Source organism: Streptomyces sp. NPDC039423 (assembly GCF_055598725.1).
In genome coordinates this window covers 408,605-427,155 of the sequence record NZ_JBVKAH010000005.1, presented here as the reverse complement: position 1 = coordinate 427,155, position 18,551 = coordinate 408,605, and the positions used below count along the sequence as shown (strand labels likewise).

14 protein-coding genes and 1 pseudogene are annotated in these 18,551 nt (G+C 72.7%); 8 read left to right on the top strand and 7 right to left on the bottom strand.

Features of this window, described 5'->3' with window-relative positions; all coding sequences use genetic code 11:
• Positions 1-13: 13 nt before the first annotated feature.
• Together treY and glgX are read right to left on the bottom strand one after the other, a co-directional pair.
• Positions 14-2,359: a malto-oligosyltrehalose synthase gene (gene treY / locus ACZ7LK_RS19280; RefSeq protein ID WP_471142064.1), complete on the bottom strand. Its 2,346-nt coding sequence runs from the start codon at positions 2,357-2,359 to the stop codon at positions 14-16.
• 115 nt (positions 2,360-2,474) lie between these two features.
• Positions 2,475-4,598 carry a glycogen debranching protein GlgX gene (gene glgX / locus ACZ7LK_RS19275; RefSeq protein WP_392274243.1) on the bottom strand — a complete coding sequence of 708 codons (2,124 nt, stop codon included), beginning with the start codon at positions 4,596-4,598 and terminating at the stop codon, positions 2,475-2,477.
• Between the two features lie 478 nt (positions 4,599-5,076).
• On the opposite strand from glgX, the gene ACZ7LK_RS19270 reads away from it, so the two are divergent.
• Positions 5,077-6,318, top strand: a complete 1,242-nt coding sequence (locus tag ACZ7LK_RS19270; RefSeq protein ID WP_392274242.1) for an SAV2148 family HEPN domain-containing protein — start codon at positions 5,077-5,079, stop codon at positions 6,316-6,318.
• 105 nt (positions 6,319-6,423) lie between these two features.
• Positions 6,424-7,146 carry an exonuclease domain-containing protein gene (locus ACZ7LK_RS19265; protein ID WP_471142060.1) on the top strand — a complete coding sequence of 241 codons (723 nt, stop codon included), beginning with the start codon at positions 6,424-6,426 and terminating at the stop codon, positions 7,144-7,146.
• Between the two features lie 118 nt (positions 7,147-7,264).
• On the opposite strand, the gene ACZ7LK_RS19260 is transcribed toward ACZ7LK_RS19265, so the two are convergent.
• The gene (locus ACZ7LK_RS19260; protein WP_471142057.1) at positions 7,265-8,116 is read right to left on the bottom strand and encodes a phosphotransferase enzyme family protein; all 852 of its coding nucleotides are present in this window, start codon (positions 8,114-8,116) and stop codon (positions 7,265-7,267) included.
• A gap of 131 nt (positions 8,117-8,247) precedes the next feature.
• On the opposite strand from ACZ7LK_RS19260, the gene ACZ7LK_RS19255 reads away from it, so the two are divergent.
• The 6 genes and pseudogenes from ACZ7LK_RS19255 (at position 8,248) to ACZ7LK_RS19230 (ending at position 14,751) form a co-directional block, all read left to right on the top strand.
• A complete protein-coding gene (locus tag ACZ7LK_RS19255) occupies positions 8,248-9,183 on the top strand; it encodes a carbohydrate ABC transporter permease (protein ID WP_471142055.1) in 936 nt (311 codons plus the stop codon).
• Positions 9,180-10,043 carry a carbohydrate ABC transporter permease gene (locus ACZ7LK_RS19250; RefSeq protein ID WP_469465080.1) on the top strand — a complete coding sequence of 288 codons (864 nt, stop codon included), beginning with the start codon at positions 9,180-9,182 and terminating at the stop codon, positions 10,041-10,043. The genes ACZ7LK_RS19255 and ACZ7LK_RS19250 overlap by 4 nt, the downstream gene beginning before the upstream one ends.
• Entirely contained in the window at positions 10,043-11,398 is a 1,356-nt protein-coding gene (locus tag ACZ7LK_RS19245) for an ABC transporter substrate-binding protein (protein WP_392274238.1), read from the top strand. The genes ACZ7LK_RS19250 and ACZ7LK_RS19245 overlap by 1 nt, the downstream gene beginning before the upstream one ends.
• 20 nt (positions 11,399-11,418) lie before the next feature.
• Positions 11,419-12,670, top strand: a pseudogene (mgt, locus tag ACZ7LK_RS19240) (macrolide-inactivating glycosyltransferase).
• A gap of 256 nt (positions 12,671-12,926) precedes the next feature.
• On the top strand, positions 12,927-14,126 hold the full coding sequence (locus tag ACZ7LK_RS19235) for a S8 family peptidase (RefSeq protein WP_392274237.1): 1,200 nt from the start codon (positions 12,927-12,929) through the stop codon (positions 14,124-14,126).
• 73 nt (positions 14,127-14,199) lie between these two features.
• Positions 14,200-14,751: a DUF1697 domain-containing protein gene (locus tag ACZ7LK_RS19230; protein WP_392274236.1), complete on the top strand. Its 552-nt coding sequence runs from the start codon at positions 14,200-14,202 to the stop codon at positions 14,749-14,751.
• Between the two features lie 20 nt (positions 14,752-14,771).
• Here ACZ7LK_RS19230 and ACZ7LK_RS19225 read toward each other — a convergent pair whose 3' ends face one another.
• From ACZ7LK_RS19225 to ACZ7LK_RS19210, 4 genes are read right to left on the bottom strand one after another with little or no spacing between them, the layout of a single operon-like run.
• Positions 14,772-15,551, bottom strand: coding sequence for a sirohydrochlorin chelatase (locus ACZ7LK_RS19225; RefSeq protein WP_392274235.1), 780 nt, complete (start codon positions 15,549-15,551; stop codon positions 14,772-14,774).
• 10 nt (positions 15,552-15,561) lie between these two features.
• Positions 15,562-16,455 carry an ABC transporter permease gene (locus ACZ7LK_RS19220; RefSeq protein WP_392274234.1) on the bottom strand — a complete coding sequence of 298 codons (894 nt, stop codon included), beginning with the start codon at positions 16,453-16,455 and terminating at the stop codon, positions 15,562-15,564.
• A complete protein-coding gene (locus ACZ7LK_RS19215; protein WP_392274233.1) occupies positions 16,442-17,230 on the bottom strand; it encodes an ABC transporter ATP-binding protein in 789 nt (262 codons plus the stop codon). Before ACZ7LK_RS19215 ends, ACZ7LK_RS19220 begins: the two co-directional genes overlap by 14 nt.
• 47 nt (positions 17,231-17,277) lie before the next feature.
• Positions 17,278-18,384 carry an aliphatic sulfonate ABC transporter substrate-binding protein gene (locus tag ACZ7LK_RS19210; RefSeq protein WP_471142048.1) on the bottom strand — a complete coding sequence of 369 codons (1,107 nt, stop codon included), beginning with the start codon at positions 18,382-18,384 and terminating at the stop codon, positions 17,278-17,280.
• Between the last annotated feature and the right edge of the window lie 167 nt (positions 18,385-18,551).

Below are 18,551 nucleotides of genomic sequence, written 5' to 3'. Positions count from 1 at the left end.
TTCAGGACACGACCTAGGTCGTGTCCTCGCGGGCGCCGTCCTCCGGCACGGGGCGGCGCGAGAGCAGGGCCACCGGCCGGGTCGCGAACAGGTCCGCCAGGGGCACCGGCCCGCCGCCGGGGAACTCCCTCCCCGTGTCCACCGCGTCGAACCACCGCCCCTCCGGCAGCGTCAGGGACGTGTCCCCCCAGCCGCCGCCCTCCGCGAGGCGCAGCGACAGCCGGGTGACCGCCGTGACCGCCTCGTCCGACCGGGCGAAGGCCACGCAGTGCCCGGCCGCCGGGCCGCTCGCCGTCAGCGGCCGGTACGTCCCCGACGGCCCGAACACGTCCGGGTGGCGCTGCCGCAGCCGCAGCGCCGCGCGCGTGACGGTGGTCTTCTCGTCCGGCGGCCCCTCCCGGAACGGCCGCCGGTTGTCCGGGTCGACCAGCGCCAGGTACACCCGCTCCGTCTCCTGGTACAGGTCCGGGACGCCCGGCATGGTGAGGTGCAGCAGCGCCGCGCCCAGGACGTTCGCCCGGACGTGCGGGTCCAGTTCGCGGGCCAGCAGCGACACCGTGTACAGGCCCGGCCCGGCGGGGCCCGCGTCCACGAAGTCCAGCACCGCCTGCTCGTAGGCCGGGTCCGGCTCCGTCCAGCTTGTGTGCAGCCCCGCCTCCCGTACCGCCTTCAGCAGCGCGGGGGCCAGCCGGTCCCCGTACGGGTACCCGAAGCCGAGCGCCGTCTGCCAGGCCGCCCACGCCACCTGACCGTCCGGCGCGGGCGTCCGCGCCACGTCGTCCAGCAGCTTCACCCACCGTTGCGGGCACTCCGACAGCACCGCGATCCGGGCCCGCACGTCGGCGCTGCGCTTGGTGTCGTGCGTGGACAGCACCGTCCCGGTGGCCGGCCAGTCCCGGGCCAGGCGCTCGCAGTACGCGTGGAACTCCGCTGGGCCCACCGCCGGCCTGCCCGGGTCGCCGCCCACCTCGTTCGCCGAGACCAGCGGCGTGTACCGGTAGAACGCCGTGTCCTCGACGGACTTGGCGCGCAGCGCCGACGACGTCTGCGCGAACCGGATCCGGAACGCCCGCTGCTCCGGCCCGTCCCCGAGCCGGCCCAGCGCCAGGTCCCGGACCACGTCGACGGCCGCCGCCTCCTCGGGGACCGTGAACGTCTCCCGGGCCTCCCGGGCCGCCTCCTCGGTCAGGACGTCCACCGCGTCCGTCCCGTACGGCCGGTAGACCGGCACCCGGATCAGCAGCTCCCGCACCGCCGCGCGCAGCGCCCACGGGGCGTGGTCCCGCAGCGCCGGAGCGGTCGCGCAGACGGCCGCCGCCGTCCGGGTGAGGTGGGCGACCTCCGAGGCCAGCTCGTGCGTCACCACCTTGTACGCAGCCCGGCGCTCGGTCGCCTCCCAGTGGCCGCCCCGGTCCCCGGCGGGGTTCGCGAAGCGCCGGTAGTGCTCCGCCAGCTCCGCCGCGCCCGCCTCGTCCACGAAGAGCCCGTCGACCCGCCGCAGGGCGTCGTAGCCGGTCGTGCCGGCGACCGGCCAGCCGCCGGGCAGGTGCTCCTCGCCGGTGAGGATCTTCTCGACCACGATCCAGCAGTCCCCGCCCGTCGCCCGCCGGAGCTCGTGGAGGTACGCCTCGGGGTCCGCGAGCCCGTCCGGGTGGTCGATGCGCAGCCCGTCGACCACGCCGTCCCGCACCAGCTCGACGATCTTGGCATGGGTGGCCTCGAACACCTCCGGGTCCTCCACCCGCACCCCGATCAGGTCGGAGATGGTGAAGAACCGCCGGTAGTTCAGCTCCGTACGGGCCAGCCGCCACCAGCCCAGCCGGTACCACTGGGCGTCCAGCAGCTCCGGCAGCGCCAGCCCCTCCGTGCCGGGCCGCAGCGGGAACTCCTGCTCGCCGTGGCGCAGCCGGCCGTCCGCGACCTCCAGCCGCTCCAGCTCGTCACCGATCCGGCCCGGCAGCACCGGCAGCAGCAGCTTCCCGCCGCCGGCGGCCCAGTCGATGTCGAACCAGCGGGCGTACGGGGAGGAGGGGCCCTCCCGCAGCACCTCCCACAGGGCCCGGTTGTGGCGCGGGGAGGCCGCCATGTGGTTGGGAACGAGGTCCACCACCAGGCCCAGGCCGTGCGCCCGGGCGGTGCGGGCGAGGGCCCGCAGACCGGCCTCGCCGCCCAGCTCCTCGCGCACCCGGCCGTGGTCGGTGACGTCGTACCCGTGGGTCGAGCCGGGGACCGCCTCCAGGACCGGCGACAGGTGCAGGTGCGAGACCCCGAGCGAGGCGAGGTACGGCACCGCTTCCCCGGCGGCGGCGAAGGGGAAGTCCGGCTGGATCTGGAGCCGGTAGGTCGAGTTGGGCGTCATGCGAACGTACGTACCCGCTCGGGCGGCTCATGTGTCATCCGGTGATGCGATTTACGCCCGACGCCACGTTCCGCCCGGTTCGCGGCCCGTCCCCGACGGGCCGCGAACCACCCTCTCAGGCGGGGCGCCGCAGCACGGTCAGACTGCGTCCGATCAGGGTGAGACGGTCACCGGCGGCGACCTTCGCGCCCTGCCCCGGCTCGACCCCTTGCGGCAGGGCCGTGTCGACCACCACCTGCCACTGGCGGCCGTGGTTGACCGGCACCACGAACTCCAGCTCCTCGGCGCTGGCATTGAACATCAGCAGGAACGAGTCGTCCGCGATCCGCTCCCCGCGAGGTCCGGGCTCGGAGATCGCGCTGCCGTTCAGGAACACCGACAGGGCCTTGGCGTGCGCGACCTGCCAGTCCTGGGCGGTCATCTCCTCACCCTCGGGGGTGAACCAATTGATGTCCGAGAGCTCGTCGTGGGTGCCCTCCACCGGACGGCCGTGGAAGAAGCGCCGCCGTCGGAAGACCGCGTGGTCACGCCGCAGCCAGACCATCGAACGGGTGAACTCCAGCAGCGACCGGGCCGCCTCGGAGTCCTCGTCCGGCCAGTGCACCCACGCGACCTCGTTGTCCTGGCAGTACGCGTTGTTGTTGCCGCCCTGCGTACGGCCGAACTCGTCGCCGTGGCTCAGCATCGGCACGCCCTGCGACAGCATCAGGGTGGCGATGAAGTTGCGCATCTGGCGCAGCCGCAGCTCCCCGATCGGCTCGTCGTCGGTCTCACCCTCGGCGCCGCAGTTCCAGGAGCGGTTGTGGCTCTCGCCGTCCCGGTTGCCCTCGCCGTTCGCCTCGTTGTGCTTCTCGTTGTACGACACCAGGTCGCGCAGCGTGAAGCCGTCGTGGCAGGTCACGAAGTTGACGGAGGCCAGCGGCCGCCGGCCGTCGTCCTGGTACAGGTCCGAGGAACCGGTCAGCCGGGACGCGAACTCGGCGAGCGTGCGCGGCTCGCCGCGCCACAGGTCGCGGACCGTGTCGCGGTACTTGCCGTTCCACTCCGTCCACAGTGGCGGGAAGTTGCCCACCTGGTAGCCGCCCTCGCCGACGTCCCACGGCTCGGCGATCAGCTTGACCTGGCTGACCACCGGGTCCTGCTGCACCAGGTCGAAGAACGACGACAGCCGGTCCACCTCGTGGAACTGGCGTGCCAGGGTGGCGGCCAGGTCGAACCGGAACCCGTCGACGTGCATCTCCGTGACCCAGTACCGCAGTGAGTCCATGATGAGCTGGAGGACGTGCGGCGAGCGCATCAGCAGCGAGTTGCCGGTGCCGGTGGTGTCCATGTAGTACCGGGGGTCGTCCTCCATGAGCCGGTAGTACGAGGGGTTGTCCAGGCCCCGGAAGGAGAGCGTCGGGCCCAGGTGGTTGCCCTCGGCCGTGTGGTTGTAGACCACGTCCAGGATGACCTCGATGCCCGCCTGGTGCAGCGCGCGCACCGCGGACTTGAACTCCAGCACCTGCTGGCCGCGGTCGCCCCAGGAGGCGTACGCGTTGTGCGGGGCGAAGAACCCGATGGTGTTGTAGCCCCAGTAGTTGGCCATCCCGGCGTCCACCAGCCGGTGGTCGTTGACGAACTGGTGCACCGGCATCAATTCGAGCGCCGTGACCCCCAGTTCGGTCAGGTGCTCGATCACCGCGGGGTGGGCGAGTCCCGCGTACGTGCCGCGCAGCTCCTCCGGCAGGGCCGGATGGAGCATGGTCAGCCCCTTGACATGCGCCTCGTAGATCACCGTCCGGTGGTAGTCGGTGCGCGGCGGGCGGTCGTCGCCCCAGTCGAAGTACGGGTTGACGACGACGGACGTCATCGTGTGCGGCGCCGAGTCGAGGTCGTTGCGGGAGTCCGGCTTGCCGAAGTGGTAGCCGTACACCGCCTCGCCCCAGTCGACGGCGCCGGCGACCGCCCGCGCGTACGGATCGAGCAGCAGCTTCGCGGAGTTGCAGCGCTGTCCCTGGTCCGGCGCGTACGGTCCGTGGACCCGGAACCCGTACCGCTGGCCCGGCATCACGCCGGGCAGGTACGCGTGCCGGACGAACGCGTCGGTCTCGCGCAGCTCCACCGCGGTCTCCGAGCCGTCGTCGTGGAGCAGACACAGCTCGATTCGGTCGGCGGCCTCCGAGAAGACCGCGAAGTTGGTACCGGCGCCGTCGTACGTGGCGCCGAGGGGATACGCCTGTCCCGGCCAGACCTGCATAGATAAGACTCTTCCACTTCTGATCCGGCTGATGGGGGTCACTTGAGCCAGAATCCTCCCCGAAAGTGGGACGACGTCCTAGGACTTCGGCCGGTCCTACCGGGTGACCGGGGGAGGGAACGGGCGACCTGGCCGGAAATCGACCCCTGGGCCGGATTCGTCCGATCAGCACACCACCCGGCCCGGGCCGGCGCCACCCGGCCCCCGGGTCAACGTGGCGTTCCCCGGCGTCGCCCCCACCGGGGCGGGCCCGCCCCGGTGGGGGCGAGGGCCCCCACGGCCGGGCGACCGGGCCGGGGGCGCCGGTCCGACCATTATGAATCCGCTCACTCCGGGACGTCCCCGGCCGGGGAACGCGCCCGAAAATCATGGCCGTTGACGAAGGAGCCCGTGCATCGGGCTGCACCGCCTCCCGCTCGCGGAGTACCCTTCCTTGATCGTTGGAGACGGGTGTCCAGGAGCAGAAGGCGGTGCGCGGGTGAGCTCGGGAGGGCTGGAGCTGCCCCCAGGTGACTCAGGTCATGAGGGGAACTCCGCAGACCCCGCTGATGTCCCGCCCGGCGCGGTCTCACTCGCCCGGCCGATGGAGATCGGAGCGGAACTGGACTGGGGCGCGGAGGCCTGGAGCGAGGTGCGGACCCGCGCCCAGCGCGCCGGACGCGCCTATATCTGGCTGAATCTGGTCGAACAGCGGCTGCGTGCCGTGGTGGCAGCCGTACTGCGGCCCGTCTACGAGCCGGTCCACGGCGACGACTGGGTGGTGGCGGCGGCCGGACCCGCCGGCCAGGAGTGGGTGCAGCGCGCCGTCGCCGTCCGCGAGGTCTCGCGCCGCAAGGGCTACCTCCTGGACCCGGCCGACGACAACGTGCTCAGCTTCCTCACCCTGCCCCAGCTCCGTGAGCTGATGGTCCAGCACTGGCCGTGCTTCGAGCCGTACTTCGACGATCGGCGCGAGGTGGAGCTGGCCCTGGACGAGCTGGAGGTCACCCGCAACGTCGTCTCCCGCAACCGGGCCCTGTCGCGCACCGTGCTCGACCAGTCCGAGCGGGCCTCCGCCCGGCTGCTGGAGATCCTCGGCGGCGGCGCCGGCGCCCCGTCCGCGCACCGGCTGCCGGTCGACGCGGTGGAGGACCTCGTCGGGGACCGGTACGCGGACGTCGTCTCCGTCCACCCCGACCGCGTGCGGCTCCAGCGGCAACTGCCCGCCGAGGACCTGTTCGGCGGGGCGCGGCGCCTCGACGCGATCGGCATAGGCCTGAACCTCCTCGTGCAGAACTTCTCCGGACGGCGGCTGGTGCGGCTCGCCGAGTCCGGCTGCCGCATACGCCTGCTGTTCCTCAACCCGGCGAGCAGCGCCGTGAAACGGCGCGAGAGGGAACTGGGCATCAAGAAGGGCGAGCTCAGCCGCTCGGTGGAGATGAACATCCTCCACATGCGGCGGGTGCGCTCCAGGCTGCGCGACCCGGGCGCCTTCCAGATCCAGGTCTTCGACGAGACGCCGCGCTTCACCGCCTACCTCGTCGACGGCGACGGGCCGGACGGGGTGGGCGTCGTCCAGTCCTACCTGCGCCGGGCGCGCGGCATGGAGGCACCGGTGCTGGTGCTGCGCGGTGCCAGACGAGCGGTCGTCACGTCCGGCGCGGAGAGCGAGCACGGGCTCTTCGCGACCTACCGCGAGGAGTTCGAGTCGGTCTGGGCCGACTCCCGTCCGGTGTCGTGAGAGCGGGAGCCGAGCGGCGTTGTCAGTGGCGCGTGGGAGGGTGAGGACCCACGAGGGGGAGTGCACCGCAGGGGGGCGCACCACGGCATCGCGAGGAGGAGCAGCATGGGCTGGCACGGGGAGACGCTCGTCGGCTTCGATCTGGAGACGACCGGCACGGAGCCGCTCGAAGCGCGCATCGTGACGGCCGCGGTGGTCGAGGTGCGGGGCGGGGAGGCGCTGGCGCGCGGCGAGTGGCTGGCCGACCCCGGCATCAGGATCCCCGCCCAGGCCTCGGCCATCCACGGCATCACCAACGAGCGGGCCGTGGCGGAGGGCAGGCCGGTCCGCGAGGTCGCCGACGAGCTCGCCGACACCCTCGTCGGGTACTGGAGGCGCGGCGTGCCGGTCGTGGCGTACAACGCCGGGTTCGACCTCACCCTGCTGACCGCCGAGTTGCGGCGGCACGGACTGCCGGACCTCGGGGAGAGGCTGGGCGGCGCGCCGGTCGGCCCCGTCGTCGACCCCTACACCATCGACCGCGCCGTCGACCGGTACCGCCGGGGCAAGCGGAACCTGGAGGCGGTCTGCGCCGAGTACGGCGTGGTGCTCGACGGCGCCCACCAGGCGGCCGCCGACGCGCTGGCCGCCGTCCTGGTGGCCCGCGCGATAGCGGAGCGGCACGCCTCGGTGGCGGCGCTCACCCCGGTGGAGCTGCACCAGCGGCAGGTGGGGTGGTACGCCCGGTGGGCGGAGGACTTCCAGTCCTTCCTGCGTCGCAAGGGCACCCCCGACGCCGTCATAGACCCGGCCTGGCCGCTGCGGGAGCTCGCCCCGGCGGCCGGCTGACCCGGGCCGGGTCCGGCGGGACGACCGGCGCGCCGGGCGGGCCGGCCCGGCGAAGGAGCCGGGGGCAGCGCCCGGGCCCGGAGTGGAGACCCAGCCCGTGCGTGCCGGGCCGTGCGGGTCAGAACGGGTACCAGCGGACCTCCGTGTCACCGGTGCGCAGCGACGCCACCCGGCGGCGGAACTCGGCCAGGGCCCCGGGGTTCGACGGGGCGTGCTGGGCCACCCAGGCGCAGCTCGCCGTCTCCCGGGCGCCCCGCAGCACCCCGCAGCCCTCCCAGTCGCGCACGTCCCAGCCGTACGCCTCGGTGAACGCGTCATGGGCCGCCGGGTCCAGGCCGTAGCGGTCCCGGGCCAGCGCGAGGACCACCAGGTCGTGCTCGCGCAGATCGGCCGAGAAGGTCTCCAGGTCGACCAGGACCGGACCGTCCGGGCCGATGTGCACATTGCGCGGCAGCGCGTCGCCGTGGATGGGGCCCGGGGCCAGACGCGGCGTCAGCGCGGCCGCCGCCCCGGCGAACCCGTCCCGGCGCTCGCGCAGGAACGCGGCGTCCTCCGGGTCGATCGCGTCACCCGCGAGCCGCAGCCAGCGCTCCACCCCGCCCAGCAGGTCACGGGGCGGCAGCGGGAACGGCGGCGCGCCCAGCGCGTGGACCCGGCGCAGCAGCGGGGCGAGGTCGCGGGGCTCCGGCGGGCGCACGGCGGCGGGCAGCCGGTGCCAGAGGGTGACCGGGTGCCCCGCCACCAGCCGGGCCTCCGGCTCGGCCGCCCGGACCGCCGGCACACCGGCCCCGGCCAGCCAGGAGGCCACGGCCACCTCCCGTCCGGCCCGCTCCAGCAACTCCGCGTCCCGGCCGATCTTCACCACCAGGTCACCGACGGCGAACACGGCGTTCTCGCCCAGCGCCAGCAACTCCGCCCCGCCGTCCAGCCCGGCGGCGGCCAGCACCTCCCGCGCCCGCACCTCGTCCATCACGTCCGTCCCTCCCGTACCCGTGCCGATCCGGCGGCAAGTCTCGCATCCGCGCGGGCCGCCTTGACGAACCGACGGCCCGTCAGGACGATGACGGCCAGGCCGGCCCGACTCCACCGAGGGGACTGTCCGTGACACTGGTGAGGGCGACGGAGCGGCCCGGCGGGAGAGCCGGAGGACCGGCACGGCGGCCCGAGCCCCGGCCGAAGGACCACGGGGCCTGGTTCCTCGTCCTGCCCGCGCTGATCCCCATCCTGCTGCTCAGTGTCGGCCCGCTGCTCTACGGACTCGTCCTGGCCTTCACCGACGCCCAGTCCGGGCGCACCCGGGCCACCCAGTGGGTCGGCACGCTCAACTTCCAGGACCTGCTGTACGACACCCTGTTCTGGGAGTCGTTCCGGATCGGTCTGCTGTGGGCGGTGGGCGTCACCGTGCCCCAGTTCCTGCTGGCGCTCGGGCTCGCCCTGCTGCTTGACCAGAACCTCCGGTTCCGCCGGCTGGCGCGAGCCCTCGCGATCGTTCCGTGGGCGATGCCCGAGGTGGTCGTCGGCATCATGTGGCGGCTCTTCTACCACTCGGACGCGGGCATCCTCAACGAGACCCTCCGCGACCTGGGGCTCGGCGACGGACGGGACTGGCTCAGCGGCCTGGCCACCGCGCTGCCCGCCGTGGTCCTGGTGGGCGTCTGGGCCGGCATGCCCCAGACCACGGTGGCGCTGCTCGCCGGGCTCCAGAACACCCCGCGGGAGCTCCACGAGGCCGCGGCCCTGGACGGCGCCGGCGCCTGGCGCCGGTTCCGTACGGTCACCTGGCCCGCCCTCAAGCCGGTCGCCCTCGCCATCACGGCGCTCAACCTGATCTGGAACCTCAACTCCTTCGCCCTGGTGTACGTGCTCACGGGCGGCGGGCCCGGCGGCCGTACCCGCCTGCCGATGCTGTTCGCGTACGAGGAGGCGTTCCGCTACGGGCAGTTCGGCTACGCCGCCGCGATGGGCTGCGTCCTGGTCGCCGTCGTCTCCGTACTCCTCGCCGTCCATCTGGTGAGCCGGCTGAAAGGGGAGGAATGAACACCGACAGGGGTGGAACGAGCGGCCTCCGCACCCGTGGCCCCGCGCGGGCCGGCCAGTACCTCGCGCTCCTCGCGTACCTGGTCTTCCTGGCGCTGCCCTTCCTGTGGCTGGTCTCCACCGCCTTCAAACCGGCCCGGGAGCTCGGCTCCCTGCACCCCACCTGGCTCCCCGACGACCCCACCCTCGCCAACTTCCGGCAGGCGTTCGGCGAACAGCCCCTCCTCCGGGCCGGTGCCAACAGCCTGGCGGCCGCGCTCGGCGCCGCCCTGATCGCCGTCGCCGTCGCCACGCCCATGGCCTACGTGATGGCCCGCAACCGCGGCCGGCTCGCGGCCGCCGCCACGGGCTGGGTCGTCGTCAGCCAGGCGTTCCCGTTCGTCCTGGTGATCATCCCGCTGTTCCTGGTCCTGAAGAACCTGCACCTGATCAACACCCTGGGCGGCTTGGTCCTGGTGTACGTGGTGTGGTCGCTGCCGTTCGCGCTGTGGATGCTGACCGGGTACGTACGGGCCGTGCCGGCGGAGCTGGAGGAGGCCGCCGCGGTCGACGGGGCGGGCCGGGTCCGCACGCTCGTCTCCGTCACCGCGCCGCTGCTCGCGCCGGGCATCGTCGCCACCGGCCTGTTCGCCTTCGTCACCGCGTGGAACGAGTTCTTCTTCGCGCTCGTCCTCCTCAAGACCCCGGAGAAGCAGACCTTGCCGGTCGTCCTCACCCACTTCCTCGGCGCCGAGGGCGTCGCCGACCTCGGCCCCCTCGCCGCCGCCGCGTTCCTGGCCACGCTGCCCTCCCTCGTCGTGTTCGCGGTGATCCAGAAGCGGATCACCGGCGGCATGCTGTCCGGGGCGGTGAAGTCCTGATGGCCCGGCGGGCCTTGTCGGGGGCTCGGTTTCCCTCCGGGGCGCTCACCCGCGCGCGCGTCGCACGGCGGTACGCCGCCGTGGCCGCCGCCCTCGCCCTGCTGCTGGCCGGCTGCTCCACCGGCGACGGCGACGGCCGGGGCGGGGCGCGGACCGTGCTGCGCTTCCAGTCCCTGGCCTGGCAGAAGGAGTCGGTCGACGCCAACAAGGAACTCGTCGCCGAGTGGAACGCCGCCCACCCCGACGTCCGGGTGGAGTACGTCCAGGGAAGCTGGGACAGCGTCCACGACCAGCTTCTGACCTCCTTCGAGGGCGGTGAGGCGCCCGACGTCATCCACGATGCCTCCGACGACCTCGCCGACTTCGCGTACGGGGGCTACCTCGCCGACCTGCGCCCCTGGCTGCCCGAGCGGCTCAAGGCCGCCATCCCGGCGGCGAGCTGGGCGACGACCACCTTCGGCGAGGGCGTCTACGGGGTGCCGTTCCTCCAGGAACCGCGGGTCATCATGGCCAACGCGAAGATCCTCCGGTCCTCCGGGGTGCGCGTCCCCACCCCCCGGAAGCCGTGGACCTGGCCCGAGTTCCGCCAGGTCGCGCGGGAGCTGACGGCGACGATGGGGGAGGGGAGGTACGCCGTCGCCTGGCCGCTGAAGGAACCGGTCTCCGTCTCCCTGAACCTCGGCCTGTCCGCGGGCGGACGGCTCTTCCACCGGGGCGGGGACGGCAGGGCCGAAGTCCGTTTCACCGGCGCCGACTCGGTCGTGCCCGGCATCGTCCACGCCCAGGTCAACACCGACCGCAGCGCGCCGCGCAGCACGCTCGGCATGGGCGGCTCCGACACGCTCCCCGGGTTCTTCGGCGGCATGTACGCGATGGTCCCGCTCGGCTTCTCCTACCGTCAGCAGATCGCCCGGCAGGCGCCGGAGGGGTTCGAGTGGACCGTGCTGCCCGCGCCCGCGGGCGACGGCGGCCTGGCCCAGGGGGTGAGCCCGCAGACCCTGTCGATCGCCCAGGACAGCCCGCACAAGGAGGAAGCCGCCCGGTTCATCGACTTCCTCCTCCAGCCGCCCAACATGGTGCGCCTCGCGCGGGGCGACTGGATGCTGCCGACCGGCACGGAGGCGCTGAAGGACCCGTCGCTGCGCACCGCGGAGGACGGCTGGGCGACCGGGACCGCGCTGGCCGGGGCCCTTCGCCCGGCGCCGGCCCAGTCGGTGCGGGGCTACCCGGAGTGGAAGGACAAGGTCGCCACCCCTGCCTACCAGGAGTACTACAGCGGCGCCATCGACGCCGCCGAACTGAAGGAGCGTCTGGTCGGGGACGGCAACCTGGTGCTGGCGCGCTACCAGCGCTGAGAAGGGATCCTCCCTTTTGACTGGACGAGACGTCTCGTCTCGCATATCCTCGCCGGTATGACCTCCACCGAGCGTGCCCACATCGCCATGTTCTCCATAGCCGCCCACGGGCACGTCTACCCGAGTCTCGAAGTGATCCGTGAACTGGTCGCCCGTGGCCACCGCGTCAGCTACGCGATCCCCGCCTCCTTCGCGGACCAGGTCGCCGCCACCGGCGCGAAGCCCGTCGTCTACACCTCCACGCTGCCCACCGACGAGGACCCGGAGGCATGGGGGACGGAGCTGATCGACAACCTCGAACCGTTCCTGGACGACGCCGTCCAGGCACTGCCCCAGCTCGCCGGGGCGTTCGAGGGCGACGAGCCCGACCTCGTCCTCCACGACATCACGGCCTACCCGGCGCCCGTCCTCGCCCACCGCTGGGGCGTCCCCGCCGTCTCCCTGTGGCCCAACCTCGTTCCCTGGGAGGGGTACGAGGAGGAGGTCGCCGAGCCGATGTTCGCCGGCCTCAAGGCGTCCGAGCGCGGCAAGGCGTACTACGCGCGCTTCACGGAGTGGCTGACCGCGAACGGCGTCGACACCCACCCCGACCGGCTGGTCGCCCGCCCCCGCAAGGCCCTCGTCCTCATCCCCAGGGTCCTCCAGCCCCATGCCGACCGCGTCGACGAGTCGGTCTTCACCTTCGTCGGTGCCTGCCAGGGCGCCCGCGCCGAGCAGGGGGAGTGGCGGCGGCCGGCCGGCGCCGGGAAGGTGCTGCTCGTCTCGCTGGGCTCCGCCTTCACCAAACAGCCCGAGTTCTACCGCCGTTGCGTCCAGGCGTTCGGGGGTCTGCCCGGCTGGCACGTCGTGCTCCAGATCGGCGCGCACGTCGACCCCGCCGAACTGGGCGCGCTGCCCGGCAACATCGAGGTCCACCCCTGGGTGCCGCAGCTCTCGGTGCTCCGGCAGGCCGACGCGTTCCTCACGCACGCGGGCGCCGGCGGCAGCCAGGAGGGGCTCGCCACCGGGACGCCGATGGTCGCCGTCCCGCAGGCCGTCGACCAGTTCGGCAACGCCGACACGCTGGCCTCCCTCGGCGTCGCCCGCCACCTCCCCATGGCCGACGCCACCGCCGACGCCCTGCGGGCGGCCGTCCTGGACCTCGTGGACGACCCCGAAGTGGCCCGGCGCGCCGAGGAGATCAGGCGGGGCATGGCGGCCGAGGGCGGTGCGCGGCGGGCCGCCGATCTCATCGAGGCGGAGCTCCAGGCCGGGAACCGGACCAGGCGGTAGGGCGCCCCTCACCCCTCCGGTTCCCCGCGCCGCGGAACGTCACGGGGCATGGCCATTTGGGTCGTGCCACGCCGGGTTGCCGTGATCCTTCCCGCCTGGGTGATTTGTTATTAAGGAAGTTTGTTGAGTAAGTCATGACTATGTGAAGGCCTTGATCTGCGCTCATCAATCGACCAGGGTTTCGAACAGCCCCCGGAAGACTTCCCGTCCGGAGGCCAACCCCCCACACAATTTGATGACGAGGAGTCCGCTCTTCATGGCAACTCTCAAGCGCGCCCGTGGAGTCAGGATCGCCGCCGCCACCGCCGTCGTCGTCGGCCTCACCGCCTTCGGCACGGCCCACGCGGGCACCACCGCCGCCCCCGCTCCCGCCGAGGGAACCGTCTACGGCCTCGGCGCCGAAGGCGCCGTCTCCGGCAGCTACATCGTGCTGCTGGACGAGAAGGCGGACAAGGCGAAGCTGGCCCAGGAGTACGGCGGCACGCTCAAGCGCAGCTACAGCTCGGCCGTCAACGGCTTCTCGGCCAGCGGCCTCACCCAGACCGAGGCCAAGCGCCTCGCGGCCGACCCGGCCGTCGCCAAGGTCGTCCAGAACAAGAAGTTCAGCGTCAACGCCACCCAGGAGAACCCGCCGTCCTGGGGTCTCGACCGCGTCGACCAGGCCGACACCGCCGGCGACAGCAAGTACACCTACCCCGACGGCGCGGGTGAGGGCGTGACCGCGTACGTCATCGACACCGGCGTACGTATCGGGCACAAGGACTTCGAGGGCCGTGCCGTCTCCGGGTTCGACGCCGTCGACAACGACAACGACGCCAACGACGGCAACGGCCACGGCACCCACGTCGCCGGCACCATCGCCGGCGCCTCGCACGGCATCGCCAAGAAGGCGAAGATCGTCGCCGTCCGCGTGCTCGACGACAACGGCTCCGGCACCACCGAGCAGGTCGTCGCGGGCATCGACTGGGTCACCAAGAACCACCAGGGCCCGTCCGTCGCCAACATGAGCCTGGGCGGCGGCGCCGACCCGGCCCTCGACGAGGCCGTCAGCAAGGCCATCGCCTCCGGCGTCACCTTCGGTGTCGCCGCCGGCAACGAGTCGGCCGACGCCGGACAGGGCTCCCCGGCACGCGTCCCGGAGGCCATCACCGTGGCCTCCTCCACCAAGGACGACCAGCAGTCCGACTTCTCCAACTTCGGCTCGGTCGTCGACATCTACGCCCCCGGCTCCGACATCACCTCGGCGTGGAACGACAGCGACGAGGGCACCAAGACCATCTCCGGCACGTCCATGGCGACGCCCCACGTGGTCGGCGCCGCCGCCGTCTACCTGGCGGGCCACAAGGACGCCACCCCGGAGCAGGTCGCCAAGGCCCTCACCGACGGCGCCACGCCCGACAAGATCTCCAACGCCACCCAGGGCACCGCGAACAAGCTGCTCAAGATAGTGGAGTAACCGCCCCCGGCAACCCGACCGGCGGCCGCCGTGCCCTCCCCCACGGGGCACGGCGGCCGCCTATCCTGTCACCATGACGACGAGGTACGCCGCCCTGCTGCGCGGGATCAATGTCAGCGGCCACAAGAAGGTCCCCATGGCCGAGCTGCGCACCCTGCTGGCCGGACTGGGACACACCGACGTCACCACCTACCTCCAGAGCGGCAACGCGGCCTTCACCAGCGCGTCCGGCGCCGACGAGGACACCCTGGCCGCCGAACTCGGGGCGGCGCTCGAGGAGCACTTCGGCTTCACCGTCGACTGCCTGGTCCGCGGCGGCCCCTATCTGCGCGCCGTCGCCGAGGAGTGCCCCTTTCCCGCCGCCGAGCTGGAGGGCAGGCAGCTCCACGTCACCTACTTCTCCGGCCCCGTCACCGCCGACCGGTTCGCGGGCCTGGACCACGCGGCGTTCCTCCCCGAGGAGTTCCGGCTCGGCGACCGGGCCCTGTACCTGTACGCCCCCGAGGGGCTGGGCCGCTCCAAGCTCGCCGAGGCACTCGCCCGGCCCGCCCTGCTCAAGGGCGTCACCACCACCACCCGCAACTGGAACACGGTCGTCAAGCTGGTGGAGCTGACCCGCGACTGAGCGGGCGCGGGGCGGACGCCTCAGGCCGCCGCCGACAGGGCGACACCCGCCTCGTCGTACCGCTCCAGCAACAGCCGCGCCAGCTCCGGCGACGGGCCCAGCACGTCCGCGAGGACGTCCGCGCCGGCGGCACCGGCCGCGATGCGGTCCGGCAGCCGGCCGGGAGCGATCACGTACGGCGCGACCGCCACCCGGCGCGCCCCGCCCTCCCGGAGGGCGCGCACCGCGTCCTCGGTGCGGGGAAGGGATGCGGAGGCGAACGCAGGCCGCACGGCGCACCAACCGGTGTGCCGCAGCTCCCGCGCCATTTCAGCGATCACTGCGATCGCCTCCGGGTCGGTGGAGCCCGCCGAGGCCAGGACGACCCCGGTCGAGCCCTTGTCGGCGGGCGTCAGACCCGCCTCGTACAGCCGCCGCTCCAGCGCCGCGATCAGCAGCGGCGAGGGGCCGAGGACCGGCGCCTGCCGGATCCGCAGCGACGGAGGTGCCTCCCGCAGGACGGCCGGGATGTCCGCCTTGGCGTGGAAGGCACGGGTCAGCAGCAGCGGCAGGGCCACCACGTCACGCACGCCCTCCGCCGCCAGCCGCTCCAGGACGCCCGTCACCGAGGGGACGGTGAAGTCCAGGAACGCCGTCTCCACCCGGACGCCGGGCCGCAAGCAGCCCGCGCGCCGCACCAGGGCGTGCACGGTCGCGGCGTGCCGCGGGTCGCGGCTGCCGTGGGCGACGACGAGCAGGACGGGCGCCACGCGCTTCCTCACCAGGGCGGTGGGGGGCGACGGGAGGGCGGAACGGTTCATGACGGGACGCTCAGCTCTTGACGAGGAGACCGCGGCGGCGCAGCACCGCCCGCTCCAGGGGGCTGAAGACCAGCAGGTCGACGGCGATACCGACGATCAGGATCAGCAGGATCGCCAGGAAGATGCCGGGCATGTCGATGTTGTTGCGGCCGTTCTCCAGCAACTGGCCGAGCCCCAGGCCCAGGTCGGGCGACGAGGCGATGATCTCGGCGGCCATCAGGGAGCGCCACGAGAAGGCCCACCCCTGCTTCAGGCCCGCCAGGTACCCCGGCAGCGCGGCCGGCATCACGACGTGCCAGGCCCCCCGCAGCCCGGTCGCGCCCAGCGTACGGCCGGCCCGGAGGAACAGCGGCGGCACCTGGTCCACGCCGGCCACCAGCCCGTTGGCGATCGAGGGCACGGCGCCCAGCAGGATCACCGCGTACATCATCGAGTCGTTGAGACCCAGCCACAGCACGGCGGGCGCCACCCAGGCCACCGACGGCAGCGACTGGAGACCGGAGAGGATCGGGCCGATCGCCGCCCGCACGAACTTCACCCGGGCCACCAGCAGACCCAGCGGCGTGCCGATGGCCAGCGCCATCACGAACCCGAGCAGCGCGCGGGACACACTGGTCCACAGCACGTCCAGCAGCGTGCCCTCCAGCCACATGGTGGACAGGCTGTCCCACACGGCGGCCGGCGGCGGGAGCTTGTACTCGTCGGTGACCTTCGCCCAGACCAGCACCTGCCACACCGCCAGCACCAGGGCGACGGCGACCAGCGGCGGCAGGACCTTCCGGACCAGGACCTCGCGCACCGGGGTGCGGCGCACCTGCACCGCGTCGAGCGCGTCGAGACCCGCCTCCAGACCGGCCAGGTCGTCCGTCTTGGTGACTCCGGTCGCGGTATCAGTGCTGGCCATGACGGCGGATCTCCCCACGCAGTTCTTCGGTGATCTCGAGGGACAGCTCCGCCACCGCGGCGTCCTCGATGCGGCGCGGCTGAGGGATGTCGATGCGCCACTCGCGGGCGATCCGCCCCGGCCGCGAGGACAGCAGGACCACGCGCTCGGCCAGCCGCACGGCCTCACGCACGTTGTGGGTGACGAACAGCACCGACAGCCGCGTCTCGCGCCAGATGCGCGTCAGCTCGTCGTGCAGCACGTCACGGGTGATCGCGTCCAGCGCCGCGAACGGCTCGTCCATCAGCAGCAGGTCGCTGTCCTGGGCCAGCGCCCGCGCCAGGGCCACCCGCTGGCGCATGCCGCCGGACAGCTCGTGCACCCGCTTGCCGTACGCGCCGCCGAGCCGGACCAGCTCCAGCAGCCGCTCCGCCTCGCCGCGCCGCTCGGTCTTGGGCACGCCGCGCAGCCGCAGCGCCAGCTCGATGTTCTTGCCCGCCGTCAGCCACGGGAACAGGGCGTGCTCCTGGAACATCAGGGACGGCCGGCCGCCGGGGGTCTCGATGGACCCCGCGGTCGGCCGGTCGAGCCCCGCGACCAGATTGAGGAGCGTGGACTTGCCGCACCCCGAGGCCCCCAGGAGGGTGACGAACTCGCCGGGGGCGACATCGAGCGTGATGTCGTCGAGCACGAGCTGCTGTCCGGTCGGTCCGGGGTAGGACTTCGAGACGTGCTCGATCCGGGCCGCGTGGCTCACCGCGACGCGGTCCTCGGCCTTGGCGAAGGTCGTGGCCATGGTCGTCACCTCCTGGGAACGGGAACGGAACGGGGCTGCTGGGAGGGCTACTTGACGCCGAGACCGGCGTCGGCGACCGCGGGCTTGCCCTCGGCCTTGAGGACCTTGTTGAGCGGCGCCAGGTCGTAGATGCCCTTCAGGTCCGGCTCCTCCAGGAGGCCGGCGGCCACGGCGTGGTCGGCCTGCGCCTGGAGCGTCGCGGCCAGCGGGTCGTCGGTGAACCGGATCGACGGCCACGCCGGGTCGATGACCTTGTCACCCAGCGCCTTTCCGGTCAGCGCCTTCAGCTTGGCGTTGGCCGAGTCCTTCGCCTTCTCCGGGTTGGCGTTGATCCAGGCGTTGGTCTTCACCGAACCGCGCAGCACCGCCTCGACGACGTCCGGGTGCTCCTTCAGGAACTTCTGCGACACGATGATGTTCGTGATCACGAACTTGTTGTCCGGCCACAGGGTCGACTCGTCCAGGAGCACCTTGGCGCCCTCGCTGACCAGCTTCGACGCGGTCGGCTCGGGGGCCCATGCCCCGTCGATGGAACCGGACTTGTAGGCGTCCGGGGCGACCTTGTTCTCGGTGCGGACCACCGAGACGTCACCCTTGCCGCTCTGGGCGTCGACCTTCCAGCCGCGCTCCTTGATCCAGTTGAGGAACGCGACGTCCTGGGTGTTGCCGTGCTGCGGGGTGGCGATCCTCTTGCCCTTGAGGTCGTCCAGGGTCTTGATCCTGTCCGGGTTCACGACCAGCTTCACGCCACCGGAGGCGGAGCCGCCGACGATCCGCAGGTTCTTCCCCTTGGACTTGACGTAGCCGTTGATGGCGGGGGAGGGGCCGATGAAGCCGATGTCGATCGAGTCGGCGTTGAGCGCCTCGATCTCGGACGGGCCGGCGTTGAAGGTCGACACCTTCAGCTCGGTGCCGCCCAGTTCCTTCTGGATGATGCCTTCCTGGTCGCCCACCAGGGCGGTGGCGTGGGTGAGATTGGGGAAGTACCCCAGCCTCACCTGGCCGGCGGAGAGCTTCTCGCCCTCGGCCGCCACCTTCTTCTCGTCGTTCGTGGCCTTGGAGCCGTAGCCGCAGGAGGCCAGCGCGCCGATCAGCAGCGGCAGGGCCGCGGCGGCGGCGAGGGAGCGGCGCAAGGTGGTACGGGAGGCAGGCACGGAGGTGTTTCCCCTCGGTTCAGGGTCTTCGGAATCGTCGTCTGTGGTGCGCGTGGAACGGGTACCGCCGGGTGGAGGCGCACGCCGGGTGCGCGGGCGTCAGCCGGCACATCGCGCCACACCCCCGGTCCCCGCGCCGAGGGCGCCGCTGCCGACCCGGCCGCCCT

What these genes read in the sequence shown, in the direction of transcription:
- treY (WP_471142064.1), bottom strand. Translation starts at nt 2,359, where the DNA reads ATGACGCCCAACTCGACCTACCGGCTCCAGATCCAGCCGGACTTCCCC.
- glgX (WP_392274243.1), bottom strand. Translation starts at nt 4,598, where the DNA reads ATGCAGGTCTGGCCGGGACAGGCGTATCCCCTCGGCGCCACGTACGAC.
- ACZ7LK_RS19265 (WP_471142060.1), top strand. Translation starts at nt 6,424, where the DNA reads ATGGGCTGGCACGGGGAGACGCTCGTCGGCTTCGATCTGGAGACGACC.
- ACZ7LK_RS19260 (WP_471142057.1), bottom strand. Translation starts at nt 8,116, where the DNA reads ATGGACGAGGTGCGGGCGCGGGAGGTGCTGGCCGCCGCCGGGCTGGAC.
- ACZ7LK_RS19250 (WP_469465080.1), top strand. Translation starts at nt 9,180, where the DNA reads ATGAACACCGACAGGGGTGGAACGAGCGGCCTCCGCACCCGTGGCCCC.
- ACZ7LK_RS19245 (WP_392274238.1), top strand. Translation starts at nt 10,043, where the DNA reads ATGGCCCGGCGGGCCTTGTCGGGGGCTCGGTTTCCCTCCGGGGCGCTC.
- ACZ7LK_RS19235 (WP_392274237.1), top strand. Translation starts at nt 12,927, where the DNA reads ATGGCAACTCTCAAGCGCGCCCGTGGAGTCAGGATCGCCGCCGCCACC.
- ACZ7LK_RS19230 (WP_392274236.1), top strand. Translation starts at nt 14,200, where the DNA reads ATGACGACGAGGTACGCCGCCCTGCTGCGCGGGATCAATGTCAGCGGC.
- ACZ7LK_RS19225 (WP_392274235.1), bottom strand. Translation starts at nt 15,551, where the DNA reads ATGAACCGTTCCGCCCTCCCGTCGCCCCCCACCGCCCTGGTGAGGAAG.
- ACZ7LK_RS19220 (WP_392274234.1), bottom strand. Translation starts at nt 16,455, where the DNA reads ATGGCCAGCACTGATACCGCGACCGGAGTCACCAAGACGGACGACCTG.
- ACZ7LK_RS19215 (WP_392274233.1), bottom strand. Translation starts at nt 17,230, where the DNA reads ATGGCCACGACCTTCGCCAAGGCCGAGGACCGCGTCGCGGTGAGCCAC.